20 protein-coding genes and 2 pseudogenes are annotated in these 19,995 nt (G+C 62.4%); 7 read left to right on the plus strand and 15 right to left on the minus strand.

Going from position 1 to position 19,995, the window contains the following annotated elements; all coding sequences use genetic code 11:
* Positions 1-56: 56 nt before the first annotated feature.
* The 4 genes from NKI25_RS29145 to NKI25_RS29160 all read right to left on the minus strand — a co-directional run bounded on the left by NKI25_RS29145 (position 57) and on the right by NKI25_RS29160 (position 4,153).
* Complete coding sequence (locus tag NKI25_RS29145; RefSeq protein WP_352579870.1) at positions 57-815, minus strand: F0F1 ATP synthase subunit A; 759 nt, start codon at positions 813-815, stop codon at positions 57-59.
* 70 nt (positions 816-885) lie between these two features.
* Entirely contained in the window at positions 886-1,284 is a 399-nt protein-coding gene (locus NKI25_RS29150; RefSeq protein WP_023716852.1) for an AtpZ/AtpI family protein, read from the minus strand.
* 257 nt (positions 1,285-1,541) lie between these two features.
* On the minus strand, positions 1,542-2,726 hold the full coding sequence (locus tag NKI25_RS29155; protein ID WP_352593237.1) for a cell wall hydrolase: 1,185 nt from the start codon (positions 2,724-2,726) through the stop codon (positions 1,542-1,544).
* A 107-nt stretch (positions 2,727-2,833) separates the two neighbouring features.
* Entirely contained in the window at positions 2,834-4,153 is a 1,320-nt protein-coding gene (locus tag NKI25_RS29160) for an MFS transporter (protein WP_352593234.1), read from the minus strand.
* A 120-nt stretch (positions 4,154-4,273) separates the two neighbouring features.
* Between NKI25_RS29160 and NKI25_RS29165 the strand changes: the two genes are divergently transcribed.
* Positions 4,274-5,191, plus strand: coding sequence for a LysR substrate-binding domain-containing protein (locus tag NKI25_RS29165; RefSeq protein ID WP_352593231.1), 918 nt, complete (start codon positions 4,274-4,276; stop codon positions 5,189-5,191).
* Between the two features lie 402 nt (positions 5,192-5,593).
* Here the strand turns inward: NKI25_RS29165 and NKI25_RS29170 are convergent, their stop codons facing one another.
* The 6 genes from NKI25_RS29170 to NKI25_RS29195 form a co-directional block, all read right to left on the minus strand.
* On the minus strand, positions 5,594-6,484 hold the full coding sequence (locus NKI25_RS29170) for an SDR family NAD(P)-dependent oxidoreductase (protein ID WP_352593228.1): 891 nt from the start codon (positions 6,482-6,484) through the stop codon (positions 5,594-5,596).
* Positions 6,481-7,260 carry a hypothetical protein gene (locus tag NKI25_RS29175; protein WP_352593418.1) on the minus strand — a complete coding sequence of 260 codons (780 nt, stop codon included), beginning with the start codon at positions 7,258-7,260 and terminating at the stop codon, positions 6,481-6,483. Before NKI25_RS29175 ends, NKI25_RS29170 begins: the two co-directional genes overlap by 4 nt.
* Before the next feature lie 10 nt (positions 7,261-7,270).
* Positions 7,271-7,858: a protein-S-isoprenylcysteine O-methyltransferase gene (locus NKI25_RS29180; protein WP_031195116.1), complete on the minus strand. Its 588-nt coding sequence runs from the start codon at positions 7,856-7,858 to the stop codon at positions 7,271-7,273.
* Positions 7,859-8,017: 159 nt separating this feature from the next.
* Positions 8,018-8,617 (minus strand): hypothetical protein, encoded by a 600-nt coding sequence (locus NKI25_RS29185; protein ID WP_031195118.1) that lies wholly within the window; start codon positions 8,615-8,617, stop codon positions 8,018-8,020.
* 137 nt (positions 8,618-8,754) lie between these two features.
* Positions 8,755-8,895, minus strand: a complete 141-nt coding sequence (locus NKI25_RS29190; RefSeq protein WP_023722423.1) for a hypothetical protein — start codon at positions 8,893-8,895, stop codon at positions 8,755-8,757.
* Positions 8,896-9,094: 199 nt separating this feature from the next.
* Positions 9,095-9,691: a L,D-transpeptidase gene (locus NKI25_RS29195; protein WP_352593225.1), complete on the minus strand. Its 597-nt coding sequence runs from the start codon at positions 9,689-9,691 to the stop codon at positions 9,095-9,097.
* Between the two features lie 188 nt (positions 9,692-9,879).
* Here NKI25_RS29195 and NKI25_RS29200 point away from each other — a divergent pair, with 188 nt between their 5' ends.
* Positions 9,880-10,635: an SDR family NAD(P)-dependent oxidoreductase gene (locus tag NKI25_RS29200; protein WP_352476622.1), complete on the plus strand. Its 756-nt coding sequence runs from the start codon at positions 9,880-9,882 to the stop codon at positions 10,633-10,635.
* Positions 10,636-10,851: a hypothetical protein gene (locus tag NKI25_RS29205; protein WP_352593222.1), complete on the plus strand. Its 216-nt coding sequence runs from the start codon at positions 10,636-10,638 to the stop codon at positions 10,849-10,851.
* 14 nt (positions 10,852-10,865) lie between these two features.
* On the opposite strand, the gene der is transcribed toward NKI25_RS29205, so the two are convergent.
* A complete protein-coding gene (gene der / locus NKI25_RS29210) occupies positions 10,866-12,299 on the minus strand; it encodes a ribosome biogenesis GTPase Der (protein ID WP_352708727.1) in 1,434 nt (477 codons plus the stop codon).
* Between the two features lie 6 nt (positions 12,300-12,305).
* Positions 12,306-12,971 (minus strand): tetratricopeptide repeat protein, encoded by a 666-nt coding sequence (locus tag NKI25_RS29215; RefSeq protein ID WP_352593216.1) that lies wholly within the window; start codon positions 12,969-12,971, stop codon positions 12,306-12,308.
* 204 nt (positions 12,972-13,175) lie between these two features.
* Between NKI25_RS29215 and NKI25_RS29220 the strand changes: the two genes are divergently transcribed.
* Entirely contained in the window at positions 13,176-14,168 is a 993-nt protein-coding gene (locus tag NKI25_RS29220; RefSeq protein WP_352593213.1) for a polysaccharide deacetylase family protein, read from the plus strand.
* Positions 14,169-14,194: 26 nt separating this feature from the next.
* Here the strand turns inward: NKI25_RS29220 and sbmA are convergent, their stop codons facing one another.
* From sbmA to NKI25_RS29235, 3 genes and pseudogenes are all read right to left on the minus strand, one after another.
* Positions 14,195-15,472, minus strand: a complete 1,278-nt coding sequence (sbmA, locus tag NKI25_RS29225; RefSeq protein ID WP_352449943.1) for a peptide antibiotic transporter SbmA — start codon at positions 15,470-15,472, stop codon at positions 14,195-14,197.
* Positions 15,473-15,587: 115 nt separating this feature from the next.
* A pseudogene (locus tag NKI25_RS29230) lies at positions 15,588-16,741 on the minus strand (YbfB/YjiJ family MFS transporter).
* 112 nt (positions 16,742-16,853) lie between these two features.
* Positions 16,854-17,063: a hypothetical protein gene (locus NKI25_RS29235; protein WP_352593207.1), complete on the minus strand. Its 210-nt coding sequence runs from the start codon at positions 17,061-17,063 to the stop codon at positions 16,854-16,856.
* A gap of 97 nt (positions 17,064-17,160) precedes the next feature.
* Here NKI25_RS29235 and NKI25_RS29240 point away from each other — a divergent pair.
* The 3 genes and pseudogenes from NKI25_RS29240 (at position 17,161) to NKI25_RS29250 (ending at position 19,825) form a co-directional block, all read left to right on the plus strand.
* Positions 17,161-18,123 (plus strand): annotated as a pseudogene (locus NKI25_RS29240) (LysR substrate-binding domain-containing protein).
* Positions 18,124-18,154: 31 nt separating this feature from the next.
* Entirely contained in the window at positions 18,155-19,411 is a 1,257-nt protein-coding gene (locus NKI25_RS29245) for an aminopeptidase (RefSeq protein WP_353000114.1), read from the plus strand.
* Positions 19,412-19,468: 57 nt separating this feature from the next.
* Entirely contained in the window at positions 19,469-19,825 is a 357-nt protein-coding gene (locus tag NKI25_RS29250) for a DUF488 domain-containing protein (RefSeq protein ID WP_352593198.1), read from the plus strand.
* The last annotated feature ends 170 nt before the right edge of the window (positions 19,826-19,995 follow it).

The raw sequence follows: 19,995 nt of genomic DNA on the forward strand, positions 1-19,995 counted from the left end.
CTTTGGATCTAAAATTCCGTTGCAAATTCGATCCGGCGGCAATGCCGGAAACCTTGTCAGTGCCCGGGATGCAGGGCGTCGTTGAGATACATGCAGGTCAGCACGGCAAAGACGTAGGCCTGCAGGAACGCGACCAGCAGCTCCAGCGCCGTCAGCGCCACGGCCATCGCCAGCGGCAAAACCGAACCCGCCACGCCGACCGCGCCGAGCGCGCTCAGGCTGACGACAAACCCCGAGAACACTTTCAGCGTGATGTGACCGGCGAGCATGTTGGCGAACAGACGAACCGAGAGGCTGACCGGACGCGAGACGAAGGAAATCACCTCAATCAGCACCACCAACGGCAGCAGGTAAACCGGCACGCCGTGCGGGACGAACAGCTTCAGGAAGCCAAGGCCGTGCTTGGTGAAGCCGTAGACAACGACCGTTCCGATCACCAGCGCAGCGAGGCCGAAAGTGACGATGATGTGGCTGGTGATGGTGAAGAAATACGGGAACAGGCCAAGCAGGTTGGCGACAAGCACGAACATGAACAGCGAGAACACAAAGGGGAAGAACTTCATGCCTTGCGTGCCCGCCGCGTCCCTCAGCATATTGCCGACAAATTCATAGGCCATTTCCGAGACCGACTGAAGGCGGCCCGGAACCAGGCTGCGGCTCGACGTGCTGAGGTAGAGAAACGCCGATGCGACAGCGACCGTGGCAAGCATGAACAGTGCCGAATTGGTGAAAGACAGGTCGTAGCCGCCGATGTGAATCGGAATGATCGGATGGATCTGGAATTGGTGGATCGGATCGACCTTGTCAGCAGCCACTTTAAATCCCCATCAAAGCCGCAGACGGCTTCAGTATCCTGTTCAATGCGCCGGCATGCGGCGCCTCAATTCATTCTTTCGGATCGCGCGGCTTGTCGCCCGTTCCGAATTCCGACACAAGCCCGGCTGAACGCAGGACATTGAGCACGCCGGCGCCAAAACCCAGCAGCAGCCCGACTATCAGACCCCATGGCGATGTCCCCGCCACGCGATCGATAAACCAGCCGAGAGCCGCGCCGACCACTATCCCGGCGATGAACTCGCTGGACAGCTTGAGCGCCTGGCCGTACCCGGCCACACTGCCCGCTTTCGCGTCGTCTTTCCCCTCGAGCCGATCAGGCCGCCTTGTCGCAAGCGATGCTTCAAGGTCGCGCCGGCGGCGCTCAAGATCGTCGTCGCGGATGTCGGCTTCATGCTGCTTGCCGCGGCCGGTTTTGCCGGTTCCGTCTGGCCCATTCTTGTCGGCCACGCAACCCCCTCCTGCCCGGTCAGACCGTCGCCGTCCGTCCGCTTCTTAAAGTCGCCGGCAACATAGTTAGAGGGTCCGCGCCCGTCAAGCCACGGGCGGACGTTCAAGCTCAAGTATTTTTTTGTTATAAATCAGCTACTTGCTCGGGTGCGACATCGTGCCCGACGCGGCCTCTGGCGGGCTGCGGCCGAATCCCTACGGCGATGCGTCTTCGATCGGCCGCTCTCGCGGGAAAGATGCAAGGGCTGCCCGAGCGCTCAGCTCCAGCCGCCGCCATAGGTGCGGTAGAAGATGTGCAGGCCGATCCTGGTCATTTTCTGCATCGTCCGCGCCCAGCCCGGATGGACGTAGTTGGCGTAATAATGGGTCGACGAGCCGACTTCCGGAATGAAGATCTTGCCGGCTGTGACGGCCATGGCGACATCCTGTGCGGTCTGGTAGGCAGCGGGGTTGTCGATGCGCTTCTTCCTGCCGTCGCAGGCGAAGGAAAACTGGCAGCGGTTGAACCAGTTGTCGTTCTGGTAGACGACGCCGCAGATCGAGTTCGGATAGGCCGGGTTGCGGACGCGGTTGAGGATGACCTGGGCGACGGCGGCCTGGCCACGCACGGCTTCGCCGCGCGCCTCGAAATAGATGCCGTTGGCGAGACAGGCCTGCTCCGGTTTGGAAAAGACGCTCGCCGGCAGCGGCGTCTGCATCCAAGAATGATCGCCCTTGCTCAGCGGCGGAATGAAGCGGCCATCGTTCGCGTCCTCGTCCTGCAGCAAGGCCTCGAAAGGCGACGCCTTGGCGTAATCGGGGACCGACGAGGCGTAAGCGGTCGCCAGCACGTCAGGATGATCATTGTTGACCAGCGCGGCAAGCATCGCCGGCACGCCGGAATCCGGCTTCTTGTCGATGCGCGTGTGGAAGGCGGCGGCGATCTGGATTTCCTTGCCTTTGATCTCGGGCTTGGCGAAAGCCATCCTCAGGCCGCTGTCCATGCTTGGGCGGAGCAGCGAAGAGGTGCGCTCGAAGATCGAGCCGGCGTTGAAGTTCTTCGGCGGCGAGACGGGCGAGACCTGGATGATGCGGCCCTTCTTGTCGGCACGCGTGATGCGGTTCTCGTCCGGCGTCGTGCCGGCGATGCCGCCCTTGCCGCGAAACGAGACGGAGCCGATGCCGGGCAGTTGGACGCCGGAGCCGGAGAGCGAGCCGGTGCTGCTGGAATCGAGGAAGGGCATTTCGGCGGCGTGAACGGAGCCGGCGACGGATTTCTCGACATAGGCGTTCCAGCGGACGCTCGGCGCCTCCAGGCCGGAGACCAGGCTGGTCATGTCCTGATAGGCAGCGACCGTCGGAAAGCCGATCCAGATGCCAAGGCCAATAATAAACGGAGACAGGAAGGAACGCTTTTTCTCACCGGCGGCGGCGACAAGCCGCGTCAAAACACGTCGATGCACGGAACTCTCCAGAAACGCAACGGACCCCACTGGAGAGCTACAATGATGCATTAACCTTGATGGGGCGTTAACAGCTTAGAACGTTGTTTTCCCATCTCGTGTCGAAGTCAGGCGCTTTTGCGGCCATCGCTTGACGGAAGAAAGATCGGCCAGGCGATCAGCGCGCAAATAGCCGCACCCAGCCAGACGCCTGCCCACGAGCAGAGCACGAGAAGTCCGGGAATGGCGATCGGCACCAGGAAGAAGGCAATGAAGACCAGGCTGTTGGCAAGGCCGAGCGCCGTTCCGGCCTGGCTCGCGCCGGCCAGCGTCGCAAGCTCGGTGTAGGCGACGCCATGCCAGGAGGAGACGCAGATGCCGGCCACGACCAGCATCGCGACCATCGCCGGCGACAGCATCGGCGCTTGGCCTGACAAGAATTGGGCCGAAAACAAGACGAGCGCCGCAAGCACGGTGAAGGCGGCCACGCTCAGCATGCTGCACAGACGCAGGAACGACCGGCGGTTGCCGTGACGGTCGGTGTAGCGGCCGCTCCAGACGCGCATGACCATGGCGCCGACCTGCACGGCAGCCAGGCTGGCGCTGATCACGGCTGTTCCCATGCCGGCGAAATCATGCAGGAACACGGAAGCAAATGTAAGCACCGCCACCTGCGGAAAGCAAAGCAGGCCGATGGCTGTTGCGATGCGCCAGACGGCCGGGTTGCGCAGCGGCGCCGGGCCGGCCGACAATGCCATGCTGCCCGAATTGGCATCGTCATGCGCCGGCGGCTGATGCAGCCAGCGCCAGGCGAGCGAGGTCGAGACCGCGGATGCAGCCGCCAGAAGTCCGAAGACTGCCGTGAAGCCATGGGCTGAAGCGAGCGATGGCAGCACGAGCGCGCCAAGCCCGCCGCCAAGCGGCACCGCCGTCTGCCTGATGCTCATGGCAAAGCCGCGCTCGCCTTCGCCGAACCAGGCCATGATGGCGCGGCCGCTGGAGCCGTTGACGCTGCCGCCGAGCAATCCGGTGACCAGCAGGGCAGCGGCGAGAAGCGCGATGCCGGGAATATGGGCCGGTGACGGCACGACCAGCGCGGCCATGACAAGCAGCCAAACCGCGGTTGCGCCGAGCCCCGTCAGCAGAACGCGGCGGTCGCCCCAGCGATCGGTCAGCAGCCCCCACGGCAATTCGCTCAGCGCCACGCCCAGGCCGAGAAGGCCAAGCGCCAGGCCGAGTTCGCCATTGGAGAGATGGTAGCCCGAGCGCAGGAACACCGCCGTCGCCGGAATGCCGGAGAAGGTCGCGGAAAAGCAGGCATTGGCGGCGACGCCGATGCCCAGCACCTTCCAGCGATGATTGGGTCGAAGTGCCGCCGCTTCTGACGGGGCGGCAACGGCGGCCGGGCGAAGCGGTTTGCAATCTGCTCGTGTGGCGACAGCGGACATGGTTCAGCTCCTGCATGGGTCGGCTGCATTCGGTCTTGACGCGCTCTCTCTACCGCCATAGCTTCGTACTGAATATCAGGAAGTTTTTGACGTAAGGTCCCGAATATCAGGATTATTGGCATGCGACGCGTGACATTCGATCTCGAAGTCCTGCGCAGCTTCGTCACCGGCATGGAGCTGGGCAGCTTCGCCAAGGCCGCCGACCGGCTCGGCCGCTCGACCTCGGCAATCAGTGCGCAATTGAAGAAGCTGGAGGAGCAGGCGGCGACGCCGATCTTCCGTAAATCTGGGCGTGGTCTGGTGCTGACGGACGCGGGCGAGACCATGCTCGGCTACGCGCGGCGGCTGATCGAGCTCAATGACGAGGCCGCCTCCGCCATCCACGATGTCGAGCTGGAGGGTTGGGTGCGGCTTGGGCTACAGGAGGATTTCGGCGAGGCGGTGCTGCCGGAGGTGCTCGGGCGCTTCACCCGCGCCCATCCCAAGGTCAAGATCGAGGCCAGGATCGCACGCAGCCATGAGCTTGCCGAACGGATCATTTCGGGCAGCCTCGATATCGCGCTTGCCTGGCACAATGGCGCGACGCTGCCCTACAGCCGGCATGTAGCCGACGTCCAGATGCGCTGGATCGGCCCGGCAAAACAGATCGAGACCAGCCTGCGCGATGGCGAGGCGTTGCCGCTGGTGGCGCTCGAAGCGCCGTGCCTGCTGCGCAGCGTGGCGACCGAAACGCTCGACCGCGCCGGCCTGGCATGGCGGATGGCCTTCTCCAGCCCGAGCCTTGGCGGCATCTGGGCAGCCGTCGCCGCCGGGCTCGGACTGACGATCCGCACCGATATCGGCCTGCCGGCCACCGTCAGGGCGATGACGCCGGAGATCGCCGGGCTGCCCGCTTTGCCCAAGATGGCGCTGTTCCTGCATCGCAAGGAGGCCGAGCCCGACCCGGTAGCGGCGCGGCTTGGCGACATCCTGCTGCAGGCGGCGCTGGAAGCGTTGCCGGGAAGTGGCGACGCGGATGGTCTGAGGAAAGCGGCTTAGCGCAGACGAGCGCTCGCGATCCCTCGCGCCCCCCTCTGTCCTGCCGGACATCTCCCCCACGAGGGGGGAGATTAGACTAGCAGCTTCGCCGTCCCACCCGTCTTTCGGCGCTGGAGATTGGCTAAAGCGGAGAGGACGGCCAATCTCCCCCAAATGGGGGAGATGCCCGGCAGGGCAGAGGGGGCGCTGTCCCGCCGACGTCTCGCAAGGTTCCGCGAATGATGATCTAACGGCGCTTCTTCGCCCTGCTGGCGAACGGGTGGTCCGACGTGCGCAAGGCGATGCGGATCGGCACGCCGGGCATGTCGAAAGCCTCGCCTCTATGCTACCAACATGCTTAACACCCGTCATCGGCGAGCGGTCTCTCGCTTCAATGAGGTTTTTCGGTGCACGCTGGTCCGGTCAGGGGATAATTCCCCGAGGGCCCCGGCGTAGCTGAATCTGGCGGGTACCGCAGCATTTCTTGAACTTTATACCTGAACCGCAAGGACATTGATCATTGCCGCGGCGTTGCAGACGGCCAACCAGGGGCAGCAGCGCTGCGGAAGGCAGGAGCGCTGCCGCAAGGGCAGCCAACTTGGCCGAGATTCCCGGTACGACTAGGCGACGACCCGATTTGAACCCTCGCCACGCCCGTTCGGCTACATACTCCGGATCCACCTTGGGCAAGATGTTGAAGAGCACCGTCTGATTGGCGCCTGACCTTGCGAGAAACTCCGTCGGCACCGGGCCTGGTGCAACGCATGTGACCGTCACGCCGGTTCGGCGCAATTCCTGGTGAAGCGCCTCTGAGAAGAAGCGCACGAAAGCTTTGCTAGCGAAGTACACAGCCATATAAGGCCCGGGAACGAACCCGGCCACGGAACTGAGATTGAGCACCCCGCCCCGTCGGCGCGCCACCATTCCCGGCAGAAAATGAAGGGTCAGTTCTGTGAGGGAATGTATATTGAGATCGATGATGCCGAGTTGACCATCAATAGGCAGCGCCGTCGTCGCGCCCCGCAGGCCATAGCCGGCGCTGTTGACCAGGACATCACAGACCAGGCCGTGTGCGGACAGAAAGCCCTCCAGGCGCGTTGGCGCATCGCCTGCCACGAGATCCAACTCGAGCGTGAATGCCTCGCCGCCCGCCTCCCTAACCTCAGACGCCGCGCCGGCCAAACCCTCAGGCGAGCGGGCAACCAGCACAACCGCACCGCGCTCCCTTGCAGCGACGCACGCAATCGCCCGGCCAATTCCACCCGAGCCGCCAATCACGACGATAGCTGGCCGGAATTCACAGTGCGAAATCACGTCGCGTTCCTCTGTCTTGCAGGAGCGGAAACATCTTGACCGAGCAGCACCACTTCATTGGCGACAGTGCCGTTCAGAATCTTTTCGAATCTCTCCAGTGCTCGTGCGACGTTCGCTCCATCCATGACCCGGTGATCGTAGTGGATGCGGACATTCACCGATCCGTCTTTGCCGATCGGACCGTAGTTGAGAAGGGTGGTCAGTGGTGTCAGCGGGTTGAGTGATTCCGCACCGAGGCCAGAATAGACGGACAGTTGGAAGGTACCGAAGTAATTTGCCCTTTGCCGGGCGATGTTCAACCCTAGCCACATAAGCAGCCACCTGACTGGCGCGGGCGCACCTGCCACCCGCAAGGCACGCCGAAACTCCGGGACCTCCTGGATCGGCCGTGATCGAGCCGCGTGGATGGATCCCTCAAGTTCCGTGATGGAGTAGCGCTCCGGGCATTTGATGCGGCTCAGCAGAACGGCCGGCTCGCCATCATATTCGCGCTCGTGGGCAATCGAGGCTACGCTTGCCGGATACTCGTAAAGCTGCGGCCAAGGCAACTTGACATAGGCGCGCCGCAGCTCCGGCATCTCTAGGGCAAGAAGCGCATACCCTTTCAGGAAGATAGCGGTCCACGAGGGCCTGGTCTGCTGCGCCATTCTAGCCCTTACGAGTGGGCCGAGATTCATCTGACGCTGCACCGCGACCCGTGGCACGCCGATCGAAAACCTCATCAGATCGCCAACAAGGCGCCGGGGCGCGGAAAGCTTGAGGGCTCGGCCTCGCATAAAACGACCTCTAATAAAGATAAGGGAATATCCGCTTGGTCCTTTCCATATAGACACGGTATTGCGAGCCTAAATTCTCCAGCATCATACGCTCTTCCTTATCCACTCTCAGCAGGAAAAGGACTGCGAAACCAATCAAACCCGATATGCCCGCAACCCAGTTCGGCAGCAGAAAGAGCTGGCCGAGCCCCATAAGCAGGAAAGAGGTGTACATAGGGTGACGGACCAAGGCGTATGGCCCGGCGCTGACCAGTTCATGCCGTTCGCGAATCTCGAGCGTAATCGACCAGTTACGGCCAAGTTCCTTGTGGGATAAGCGAAAAATCCACAGCGCTGAGCAGAAGATGATGGTTCCGAGCGCCACCGACCACACGCTGGCCGGATGATCAGCCGCTCCGGGGATGCCGGTAGCGACATAGAAGCCAGGCAGGATTGCCAGGCCAAGGAGAGCCGATACAAGCCCGACGGTGTCGGAACTTGAGCTGCCGCCAGCTACAATTCGCACGCGCCTTGCCCGGCGCTCGAACGGATACCGGATCACGTACCAAGCAACGATGCCGATCACCCATATGATCTCGCCAACTGAGGCTACAGCAATGGTCACGTCACGTCACCGGAGCCTTTTCTCGATCTGGGACGATGATAAGCCGTCGCAACGATGTCACCGTCCGAGTTGTCGACCGTAGACATTCAGAGCGCGTTCCCTTCGCACTTAACCGGGCGAATGGGCGCGAAAGCGGGTTTTGCCAATCGCATTTCAACCCGCGTTCATCTCCCGAAGCTTGGTTATGAATTGTTGCGGCCGGAGCCAGATACCGGGGGTCTTATACCCCATGGATCTAGCGATGTCCGCTACGAATGCGTTGCAGTTGTAGAGCGACGCGTGCCAAAGCGGAGAACTGGCCTGCAGCCTTCGTATGCTCGCGACGACTTTCCTATATTCGGCTTCGGTAAGTAATACACGCCAGCTTGCCGACCGGTAAGCATCTTCCAGGTCGCCGTCCGTCCACCCGGTCGAGGCTGGCACGGGCGCCAAATGGCCGAGAACATAGACATTGGGATCACCGGACTTCGGAGCGAGGCCCGCCACTTCGGGGTTGACCATCCGTCCGGCCTGGTTCAATCGTCCAAAAATCACGTAGGAATGGCCGTAGGTAAGGGCGTACCGGGAGCGGAACTCGATGAAATACCGCTGGGCTTGAGTTGACGCCGCCGCGCGCGCCGGCATCGCCGCGGTTCTCAGTGCCTTATCATTGGACACAAAAGTCGGCTGGGGCTTGCTGTCCTGCGACTGACATGACGCTGCGACAAGTGCGAGCAGGGCCACAATTGTTGAACGGCCACTTACTAGCGTCATCTATCCAGAACTCCGAGAACCGCAGGCCTAGCGCCAACCTATGCCCGCTAACGCACGTAGGCTACGAATCCGGCTGGCCCCTGCATATCGATTGGGAAGGGCCTGGCGGCCCTTCCCGAATAACCGAAAGCCGGTCCTTATTTAATCACGGGCTCCTCTACGGCAGCGGGTTCCGGCGGAGGAGCCTTCCCCTTTCCTTTGCCGATCATGCCATTCGCGCAGCCGCTCAGGCTGGCAACGGCGAGGGTGGCAACCATTACAATCAACATCCTGTTCATCAAGCAATCCTTTCCCCGAGGGCGGAACAGCCTATGGAATCGCCACAAATAAAAACAATATGCAGCCCCGCCAAGCTACCCGCGATCTACATCAACGCCTAGTGCAGAAATGACACAGTTGGCACCCGGTTCCAGGCGGCACCTTTGCGGTGACGTGCTGGCAGGTTCACCATCCAACGGAGATCAGGCCTGCCCACCATCAAACAACCACCACCGTCGTGCCCAAAGGAGTACGGTCGTAGAGGTCAATGACGTCGTCATCGATCATACGGATGCACCCGTTCGATACTGCTGTGCCTATCGTCCACGGCTCGTTTGTACCATGTATCCGGAAGTGGGTGTCGCGCCCGTCGCGATAGAGATAAAGGGCACGCGCACCAAGCGGGTTGTTTGGTCCGCCAGGGACCCCCCCTGCATACTTCACCAGGCGCGGCTTGCGCTTCATCATGCTGGCGGTGGGTGTCCACGACGGCCAGTCCGCCTTGCGGCCGACGGTCGCTGTACCCTTGAACGAAAGTCCCTGCTCGCCGACGCCGACGCCGTAGCGCGTCGCCCACCCGTCCGTCTCGACGGCATAGAGAAAACGTTGCGAAGTATCGACGACGATCGTTCCGGCCGGCTCGTTTCCGTCGTACCGCACATGCTGCCGTCGGTAACGAGGATTCAGGCCACGCCTTGGTCCGAACGCGGATGAAATCGGCTCCGCCACCTGTTGTAACGTCGACGTACATCCGGAGACCATCAGAGCCAGACTACCCAGCACGAGCCCCCGGCGCGCAATGTGGTGTTCTTCCATTTCTACCTGCTAGGAAACTGGTCATCTACCGCCGCCTTCGTCTCTACCATTCCAAGGCCTGCGGGCCAAGTCTCGCTTTGTGGTGGCAAAATGAATTCACAGGATTGACAAGCGAATTGGAGCGAAACTTCTTGCGATAACCGTCTGCCTCTGTTCGGTTATGTCAAAATTGGCATAGGACAGAGACGATGAAGCCTGACTTCCATGGTAAAGTCGCGATTGTGACCGGCGCAGGATCCGGAATAGGTGCGGCTGTTTCACGGCAACTCGCGCAAGAAGGAGCCGAGATTGTTGTCGCCGACCTTGATGCCGAGGCAGCGCACTGCAGAGCCGCCGAAATAAGCTCGCAAGGCGGCAGGGCCTACGACTTTGCGGTAGATGTCACGGATGCCGCAGCCGTGGAAAAGCTGATCGAGTTCACTGTCCAGAAATGCGGCGGACTGGATATGGCGGTAAACAATGCAGGTATCGACGGCATTCGAAAAGCAACGGCAGACTATCCGCTCGACAACTGGCACAAACTGATAAACGTCAATCTAAATGGCGTTTTCTACAGCATGAAGTACGAAATCGCCGCGATGCTGGATCGGGGCGGAGGCGCCATCGTGAACATGTCCTCCGTTCTCGGTTCCGTCGGCTTGCCAACTGCGTCCGCATACACGGCAGCGAAACACGGGGTCGTTGGATTAACCAAGGTTGCGGCGATTGAATATGCGAGGATGGGCATCCGGATCAATGTCGTCGGCCCCGGCTGGATCGAAACGCCTCTTTTATCGGAGCAAATGGAGGCATTAGCCAGCCGGCGCATGGCAGGTCTTCAGCCGATGGGCAGGCGCGGGAAACCGGAAGAGGTAGCGGCTCTTGTATGCTTCCTGTTGTCCGACCAGGCCAGCTTTATCACTGGGAGCTACCATCTGGTGGACGGAGCTTACACCGCCCATTAGGTGCAGAGGCTGCCCCCACTCACGCCGGCCACCGTCAGGGCGATGACGCCGGAGATCGCCGGGGTGCCCGCCTTGCCCAAGATGGCGCTGTTCCTGCATCGCAAGGAGGCCGAGCCCGACCCGGTAGCGGCGCGGCTTGGCGACATCCTGTTGCAGGCGGCGCTGGAAGCGTTGCCGCAGACGCAACCGGCGCCCGTTCTGCGCAACGTAGCGTAAAGGGACAGTGGCGCTCAGCGGCGCTTCTTTGCCTTGCTGGCGAAAGGATTGTCCGAGGTGCGCAAGGCGATGCGGATCGGCACGCCGGGCATGTCGAAAGCCTCGCGCAGGCTGTTCGAGAGATAGCGGACATAGGATTGCGGCATCGCGTCCGGCCGTGAGCAGGAGACGACGAAGCCCGGCGGCCGCGTCTTGGCCTGGGTGACATATTTGATCTTCAGCCGACGTCCGGCGACGGCCGGCGGCGGATGATGCGCCAAAATGCCTTCCAGCCAGCGGTTGAGCTTGCCGGTCGACACACGGCTGTTCCAAACTCGATGCGTCCGGATGACGGCATCCATCAGCTTGTCGAGGCCACGCCCGGTCTCGGCCGACACCGGCACCGCCTGCATGCCGCGCGCCTGCGGCAGCAGCCGCTCGGTTTTTTCGCGCAGCTCGGCCAGCAACTCCTGGGGATGGTCGACAAGATCCCATTTGTTGAAGGCGATCACCGGGGCACGGCCCTCGCGGATGATCAGGTCGGCGATCTGCAGATCCTGCTTCTCGAAGGGAATGGTGGCGTCGAGCACGATGATGACGATCTCGGCAAAGCGGATGGCGCGCAAGCCGTCCTGCACCGACATCACTTCGAGCTTTTCGTGGATCCTGGCCTTGCGGCGCATGCCGGCGGTGTCGAACAATTTTAAGCGGCGGCCATGCCAGTCCCAGTCGACCGAGATGGAATCGCGAGTGATGCCGGCCTCGGGGCCGGTCAACAGCCGCTCCTCGCCGATCAGCGCGTTGATCAGCGTTGACTTGCCGGCGTTGGGGCGGCCGACGACGGCGATGCGCATCGGCTTGGTGTCGTCATAGCTCGGCTCGGCGTCCGGGTCGCTGATGTCCTCGCCGATCAGCACCTCGCTGGCGGCGACCTCCTCCTCGCCGGCCTCTTCGTCCTCGCCGAAGGCACGCGCCTCGCCCAGTGCCGCGATTACCGCATCGCGCAAATCGGGCAGGCCCTGGCCGTGTTCGGCCGAGACCGGGATCGGTTCGCCAAGGCCGAGCTCCCAGGCCTCCAGCATGCCGCCCTGGGCGCTGCGCGCCTCGGCCTTGTTGGCAACGACGACAACCGGCTTGCCGGATTTGCGCACGATCTCGGCGAAGGTCTTGTCGTCGGGCATCAGCCCGGACTTGGCATCGATCGTAAAAAAGATCAGGTCAGCCTCGCGGATGGCGATCTCGGTCTGGGCGCGCATGCGGCCGGGCAGCGTCGAGGCAGCCGCATCCTCGAAGCCGGCGGTGTCGATGACGTCGAAATGCAGGTCGTAGAGCTTTGCGGCATGGACGCGGCGATCGCGAGTGACGCCGGGCGTATCATCGACAAGCGCCAGCTTCCTTCCCACCAGCCGATTGAAAAGGGTCGATTTGCCGACGTTAGGCCGGCCGATGATGGCGACTTTGAAGGTCATGGACTATCACGACACGCCGCCCGAGCCGCGGATCAGCTCGGACATCAAAGTCGCCCGCTCGCGCGTGTTGTGCGGGGCGCCATCATCCGCGGCGATCTGGTCGAACAGCTTCAATGCATCCGCCGCCTTGCCTTCCTTCCAGGCGGCAAGGCCAAGCGCCTCGCGCGCCGTATGGCGCAATGTGTTGGTGTCGGCGGTGAGCGCCTCGACGCGGCTGGAGACATCGGCGAAAGAGCCGTGGTCGACCAGAAGCAGCGCTGCCCTGAGACGAGCCATGTCGCGAATGCCGGAGGGGATCTTGGTGTCGGCGGCGACCTCGTCGAAATCCTTGACGGCGGCGTCGACGTCGCCCTTGTCCGCCTTGACGGTTGCCGCGCGCATGCGGGCGAGCAGCGGATAGGCGCCGTAGCCGTCCTTCTCCAACGCCTCCAGAGCGGCAAGCGCCTCGTCGTTCTTGCCGTCATTGGCGAGCTTGAGCGCCTGCGAAAAAGCATCGCCCGAGCGGTTGGCGCGGGTCTCGTCCCAATAGCGGTAGCCGACGACAGCGCCAGTGCCAAGCACCACCAGCACGGCCAGCACGAGCAAGGCGGGACCGAAACGATCCCACAGCGCATGCGCCTGGTCGCGACGAATCTCTTCGTTGACTTCGCGGATAAAACTGTCGTCCGACATGGATCAAAACCATTCATGCCCCGGGCGGGGCGGTTGATGAGCCCGCGTTTTAGCGAAATTTTGCCGGCATGGAAGGGGTTCGGCAGGAAAATCGCCTATTCACGAGGCAGTCACCGCCAACGGCGGCCGCACAGGTCGATCGCACCCGTGCCATATTTCACCGGTAGGCGGTGCTTCTACATTCCCTAATCAAGTCAGATGCCTTTGCCCCGTTTGTCCCGCGTTATTGCGTTTTCCATTGCCGCGCTTGCTGCCGGCGCGGCTTTTGCCGACCCGCTGGCGGCGCCGGCAAAGCCGAAGCAGATCGTGATCATCTCGTTCGACAGCGCCCGCGACATTTCGCAATGGCAGCGCAGCCGGGCGCTGGCCCGGCGCACAGGCGCGCATTTCACCTATTTCGTCTCCTGCGTGTTTCTGTTGTCGCCCGAGACACGCAAGGAATACACCGCGCCCGGCAAGACAGAAGGCAAATCGAACATCGGCTTTGCCGCCTCCAAACAGGAAGTTGCCGAGCGGCTCGAGCAGATCAACCTTGCGGCCTCGGAAGGCCACGACATCGGCAGCCATGGCTGCGGTCATTTCGACGGCAAGGACTGGAGCAAAGCCGACTGGCTGAGCGAGTTCGGCTCATTCAAGCATATTCTCGAAAACGCGTATTCGATCAACGGCATCGCTCCTGAACCGAAGGGCTGGCGCGATTTCGCCCGCAAATCGGTGGTCGGGTTTCGCGCGCCTTATCTGTCGGCAAACAAGGCGCTCTATGAGGCGCTGCCCGCGGCCGGCTTCCTGCTCGACGCAAGCGGCGTTTCCCGTGGGCCGGTCGAGCCGCCGACCGTCAACGGCATCACGCGCTTTTCGCTGCCGCAGATCCCGGAAGGGCCGAGCTCAAGGCGCGTGATCGCCATGGATTACAATCTCTATGTCAGACATTCCGGCGGCTTCGAGCGGCCGAGCATGGCAGAAGAGTTCGCTGACCGGACCTATAACGCGTTCCGCGCCGCCTTCGATGCGCAATACCAGGGCAAGCGCATTCCGCTTGAGCTCGGCTTCCACTTCACGCTGATGAATGACGGCGCCTACTGGAACGCGCTGGAACGCTTTGCCGGCGAGGTCTGCGTCAAAGCGGACGTCGAGTGCATTAGTTTTCGCGACTATGTATCGCGGCGAGGCGAAAGGCAGGCGGCGGTGGGCGGCTGAGCCGCAAGCGCCGCCGCCCGCCAGTCTTAGCTTGCCGGCTGATCCTCAGGACGCAGCCCGGCTTGTTCCCGTTCTAGATAGTGCTGATCGATCACCGGCAGCGGCTCGCCCTTGATCGTGGCTTCGAACGCTCGCAGCCGCTTGTGGACTGACAAGAGCTCAACGATCGTTGACCAGGAATTAACAAGATATTGGAACGAGCTGGTCACTTGGCTGAACGCGGAATTGACCTGGTTGACGAGACCCAACGTTAAGGTTCCGGCGACCAACGAAGGAGTCATCAAAAAAAGAGGGAATATGGTATTTAGTTGCAAGTAGAGATAGCGGACCACATTGAAATAGACGTAGTGGAAATAGAGCCGGAAGTAGTTCTGGCGCACATTTCCGAACAATTCGGAAACGGTCGGCGGCTGCGCTCGGGACTGATCGTCCTCACCATAAACAAGTTCCTTGCGGTAAGCGGCTTCGACGCGCTGGTTGCGAAACTGCAAGCCGGGCAGCTTTATGCCGGCGGTGGCAATGCATACCGTCCCAAACATCGCCCAGAAGATCGCAGCCAAAACCAACGGCTGCGGCACCTGACCGATGAAAGGCAATGCCGTAATGTGCTTTGAGTAGGCAAGCAAAATCGGCATGAAGGCGATCAAAGTCATTATCGAATCAATAAAGCTGGTCCCAAGATCTTCCATGATCTTTGAAAAGCGCATCGTGTCTTCCTGCACGCGCTGGGAAGCTCCCTCGATGCTCCGCACCCTAGGCCAATAGGACATGTAGTAGTCGTTCATCGCTGTCCGCCAGCGAAACACCCAATGGCTTACAAAGAAATTTGTCAGAACGTAAACAGTAACAGCCACCAGAGCGATGCCGAGGAAAGTTATTAACTGCGCATAAACATCATACTCTGTCGCCTTCACACTTTTGCTCACAATGCCCTGAATCAGATCCCAGAACGGCCCGTACCAGGCATTGATCGCTACACTCACCTGAACCTGAAAATAGGTCGTGAACAAGATCAGCGAGCTGCCAAGGATCGACCAGCGGTCCCACGGGTGCGGGGAATACCAATGCCAGAAGGCGTAAAAGAGCAGCACACCAAGTGTAAAATAGATGTAGAACCAAAGGAACGGAGGCGACCAGAAAACGGAAACGCCAATGATCGGCGCCGCGTCCGCTGCAGGGAGGGGAAATCCGACCAAAGCGCCTAGCTGGTCGCCGCCGAGAAACCACACGGCCACCATGACCGCACTCCAGACGGCGGCCGAGGTGAAAAAGAGCTTCGGCTGCGGGAAGAAGGATACGAACACTGTGGGAAAATCCTCGGTCGATGCGCAAATCAGCGGGGTTCAGCGGGCATAAAGTCACACATTAGTGGGAAAGAAAATGCCCGTGCCCGATGCCCGCAACCGAGCAAGACCATAATCATGGCGATTTTGGCGCAGCCGACCAGGTGATCGCGCCGGAAGCGAGCAGGACGGCGGCGGCCACGATCGAGGCGAGGAAAAAGTTACCCGAGGCCTGCGCAAGCAGCCCGGCGACGATCGGGCCGATGATCTGGCCAAGGCCGAAGGCGGCCGTCATTACCGCCAGCATCCGGCGTGGTGCTTGCGGAGCAAGCTGCCTGCCCGTCTGCAGGCCAAGCGCGGTGATGGCGATGAAGGTGCCGCCGACAAGAAGGCCGCCGAGCAGCGACCCGGTGCGCCCGCCCATGACGACACTGGCGCTGACGCCGACCACCTCGACCAGACACCCCGGGGCATAGGTGGCATAAAGCCCGATCCTGGCCGCGAGCTTCTGCCACAGCAGACCGAGGGGAAACCGGCAAGGCCGGTGACCATCCAGACCACGGCCTCGAAGACGCGGCCGCCGCCGCCCTGGCGGACGATGGCGACCAGGAACGTTGCCGTGACGATATAGCCGAAGCCGAACAGGCCGTATGCGACGATGATCTTCACCAGCGACCGGTGTTTCGGCAGTGCCGGCTCGCTCCCGGTGGTGCTGTTCGCGGCCGAGGTGCCGCCGGCCAGCAAGCCGACGGCGGCAAAGCCGCAGGCCGAAATCACCGCCGACCATAGCCAGCCCGCCGCCCAGCCGGCATGTTCGGTGACGAGGACTGCCAACAGCGCCGAGGACGCCGCGATGCCGAGGCCGACACCGCCGAAATACAGCGCCTGCAGGTCGTTTCGCCCGGCCGCGGCGAGATGACCGAAAACGATGCTGGTCATGAAGACCAGGACAAAGGCGCTTGCAACGCCGGCAAGAAAGCGGATGACGAGAAACGCGGCCATCGTGCCGGTCAGGCCCATCAGGCCGGCGAGGATCGCGGTGGCGGCAAGGCCGGCCAGCATCAGCTGACGCTCGCGGCCTTGCGCCCAGCCGCCGGTGGCGGCAAGCGCGCCGACGAGATAGCCGAGATAATTGGCAGATGCGATCCAGCCGGCATCGGCCGGCGACAGGCCGAGCTCTTCCATCATGCCAGGCAGGATCGGCGTATAGACGAACCGGCCGATGCCCATGGCGACGGCCAGGGCAATCATGCCGGCGATTGCGAGGCGCAAGGGCGAAGCGATGTTCATCGCGGTGCACCATAGGTGCGCCTGCCGGCGAGACAATCCGCCTTTTATTGGGCCAGAAGGGCTGCGCAGCCGCGTCGGCGGCCGGCTCACCTGAGTGCCAGCAAGTCCTTCTTCAGCCGCAGCAGGTCCTTGGCGGGGCCGTCTCGAAGCGGGTACGACGCGCGGTCAGCCTGAATGGCATGTCGGCGAGTTCGCGCTCCGACATGGTGTCGAGCACCGGATGCGCCAGCGGATCGGTCACCCAATTGATGCCCTCGCTGTCATGCCGGCGCGGCTGCGTTCCGATCGGGGAAAAGGCGCCGAGCCATAACAAAATCTTCATCAGATTTGCCTCCTCACTCTGAGTAGCCCACTTAGAATCCGGCATCCGGCAGTGTCTGGCAATTGAGATTTCAGCCGTTCGAGTTTAGAAAAACTGTATGGCTATGCTGAACCGCGTGCACCTCAACGGCTTACGCGCCGTCGAAGCCGTCGCGCGCCTGGGCTCGCTCACGGCGGCGGCCGGCGAGCTCAACGTCTCGGTCAGCGCCGTCAGCCAGCAGATCAACCGAACAGAAAAACAACTCGGCCGCGCGCTGTTCGAACGAACGCCAGCTGGCCTGGTGGCGACGGAATTCGGCACCGTCTTTACCGCGCGGCTCAGCGCCGGGTTTCGCGAACTCGCACAGGCGGTGGCGCTTGCCGATGAAAGCTCGGAGTGCACGCTGGTGGTTTCGGTGGCGCCGGCTTTTGCCTCGAAATGGCTGCTGCCGCGGCTGTCGCGGCATTTTGCCCGCCATCCGAACGTGCTCCTGCGCATCGATGCCTCGGCGCGGCTTGCCGATCTCGATCGTTCGGACATCGACGTCGCCATTCGGCTCGGCGACGGCAAATGGCCAGGCGGGCGCGCCGAATTGCTGCTGGCGCAGGAGGTGTTTCCGGTCTGTGCACCGGTGATCGCCAGCAAGCTGAAATCGATCGAGGACCTTGCTTTGACCTGTGCGATCACCGACGAAAGGTCGATGATCAGTTGAGAGAGCTGGTTCGAAGCCGCCGGGGTGGAGCCGGTCACCTTCATGAAAGGCGCGCGCTTCACCGACCCGATGCTGTGCCTGGAATCAGCGATTGCCGGTCACGGCGTCATGCTCGGCTGGCAGTTGCTGGCCGCCGACGCGCTGGCCGACGGCCGTCTCGTTGCGCCGTTCGGCATACGGGCGCAGAGCGGGCTCGGCTATTGGCTGGTGACCTCGGCCAGCAAGAGCGAAAGCCGCAAAGTCAGGGATTTCAAGACCTGGATCCGCGAAGAGATCGAGGCGACGATGGCGCAGTTCAGATCGCTCGAGCGTCAGCTAGACCTGCCGGCGTCATCAGAGTGGAAAGGTCGGCAGCGCCGGTCTATGTAAGAAACAGTCCCCAATCACAGCAGGCAGGATCATGACCACACATTCGCGCGGCGTTTCCGCAACCATCGACCCGGTGAAGCTCGACAGGCTGGCGGAGGTCGCCGTCAAGGTCGGGCTGCAATTGCAACCGGGGCAGGATCTGGTGCTGACCTCGTCTATTGCAGCGCTGCCTTTGACGCGGCGGATCGTCGAGCACGCCTACAAGGCAGGTGCCGGCCTGGTGACGCCGATCTTCAACGACGATGAGATCACGCTCGCGCGCTTCCGCTACGGCGTCGACGCCGGCTTCGACCGCGCCGCCGGCTGGCTCTATGAAGGCATGGCAAAAGCCTTCGCCAACAATGCGGCGAGGCTTGCCGTGCGCGGCGAGGATCCGTCGCTGCTTTCGGCGCAGGACCCGGCAAAGGTGGCGCGTGCCAACAAGGCGAATTCGATGGCCTACCAGCCGGCGCTGGAGAAGATCACCGGCTTCGACATCAACTGGAACATCGTCGCCTATCCCGATCAGGCCTGGGCCAAGCAGGTTTTCCCGGACGATGCCGAAGACCTCGCGGTGGCCAAGCTCGCCGACGCCATCTTTGCCGCCTCGCGGGTGGATGTCGAAGACCCGATCGGCAACTGGACGGCGCACAATACGGCGTTGAAGAGCCGCACCGAATGGCTGAACGGCCACAATTTCCACGCACTGCATTTCACCGGCCCCGGCACCGACCTGACCGTCGGGCTGGCCGACGGCCACGAGTGGATGGGCGGCGCCTCGACCGCCAAGAACGGCATCACCTGCAACCCCAACATCCCGACCGAAGAGGTTTTCACCACGCCGCATGCAAGGCGCGTCGAAGGCCATGTCACCAGCACCAAGCCGCTGTCCTATCAGGGTACCCTGATCGACGGCATTGCGGTGCGTTTCGAGGCGGGCCGCATTGTCGAGGCCAAGGCCACGAAGGGCGAGGATGTGCTGCAAAAGGTGCTCGATACCGACGAAGGCTCGCGCCGTCTCGGCGAGGTGGCGCTGGTGCCGCATTCCTCGCCGATCGCCAAGAGCGGGCTGCTGTTTTTCAACACGCTGTTCGACGAGAACGCCGCCTGCCACATCGCGCTCGGCCAGTGCTATTCGAAGTGCTTCGTCGACGGCGCCTCGCTCGGCCAGGACGAGATCGCGGCGCGCGGCGGCAACAAGAGTTTCATCCACATCGACTGGATGATCGGCTCGGACAAGATCGACATAGACGGCGTCCATAAGGACGGCAGCCGCGTGCCGGTGATGCGCAAGGGCGAGTGGGTTTAGGCCCGGGATCTTTAAGCGAAGGCCAGCAAGCAGCGGCGCCTGCTGGCCCATGCGGAGTTGGCAATGGAGCTCGCGGTCAAGCGCATCTATGAGCCGCCGGCGCCCGATGACGGGCAGCGGGTGCTCGTCGACCGCATATGGCCTCGCGGCATCGCCAAGCAGGACGCGGCGCTGACGCTCTGGCTAAAGGACATCGCGCCAAGCAATGGGTTGCGCAAATGGTTCGGCCATGAGCCGGCGCGCTGGGCGGAGTTCCAGCGGCGATACCGCGATGAGCTCGACCGGAACGGCGAGGCGGTGGCGGAACTACGTGCCTTGCTCCGTGAAGGCAAGGTGGCGCTGCTCTACGGCGCCCATGACGAGGCGCACAACAATGCGGTGGCGCTGGCGAGCTATTTGCGTGAGACGGACTGAAGCGCGAGCCTGCGTCCTGTGACTTTGGAGATTGGCGAAGGCCGTAGCGACGGCCAGAGGGTTGCTTCCCTCCGACCTCTCAAGACTTGGGTTCCTCGCCCTGCGAAGCGGGGGAGAGGTGGCTCGGCGAAGCGGCCGGAGAGGGGGCTTCGTAGAGCGCGGTTCCCCTC

This window comes from Mesorhizobium sp. M0808, assembly GCF_040320025.1.
In the GTDB taxonomy this organism is placed as follows: Bacteria; Pseudomonadota; Alphaproteobacteria; order Rhizobiales; family Rhizobiaceae; genus Mesorhizobium.

What these genes read in the sequence shown, in the direction of transcription:
- NKI25_RS29160 (WP_352593234.1), bottom strand. Translation starts at nt 4,153, where the DNA reads ATGTCCGCTGTCGCCACACGAGCAGATTGCAAACCGCTTCGCCCGGCC.
- NKI25_RS29165 (WP_352593231.1), top strand. Translation starts at nt 4,274, where the DNA reads ATGCGACGCGTGACATTCGATCTCGAAGTCCTGCGCAGCTTCGTCACC.
- NKI25_RS29175 (WP_352593418.1), bottom strand. Translation starts at nt 7,260, where the DNA reads ATGCGAGGCCGAGCCCTCAAGCTTTCCGCGCCCCGGCGCCTTGTTGGC.
- NKI25_RS29185 (WP_031195118.1), bottom strand. Translation starts at nt 8,617, where the DNA reads ATGACGCTAGTAAGTGGCCGTTCAACAATTGTGGCCCTGCTCGCACTT.
- NKI25_RS29190 (WP_023722423.1), bottom strand. Translation starts at nt 8,895, where the DNA reads ATGAACAGGATGTTGATTGTAATGGTTGCCACCCTCGCCGTTGCCAGC.
- NKI25_RS29195 (WP_352593225.1), bottom strand. Translation starts at nt 9,691, where the DNA reads ATGGAAGAACACCACATTGCGCGCCGGGGGCTCGTGCTGGGTAGTCTG.
- NKI25_RS29200 (WP_352476622.1), top strand. Translation starts at nt 9,880, where the DNA reads ATGAAGCCTGACTTCCATGGTAAAGTCGCGATTGTGACCGGCGCAGGA.
- der (WP_352708727.1), bottom strand. Translation starts at nt 12,299, where the DNA reads ATGACCTTCAAAGTCGCCATCATCGGCCGGCCTAACGTCGGCAAATCG.
- NKI25_RS29215 (WP_352593216.1), bottom strand. Translation starts at nt 12,971, where the DNA reads ATGTCGGACGACAGTTTTATCCGCGAAGTCAACGAAGAGATTCGTCGC.
- NKI25_RS29235 (WP_352593207.1), bottom strand. Translation starts at nt 17,063, where the DNA reads ATGAAGATTTTGTTATGGCTCGGCGCCTTTTCCCCGATCGGAACGCAG.
- NKI25_RS29245 (WP_353000114.1), top strand. Translation starts at nt 18,155, where the DNA reads ATGACCACACATTCGCGCGGCGTTTCCGCAACCATCGACCCGGTGAAG.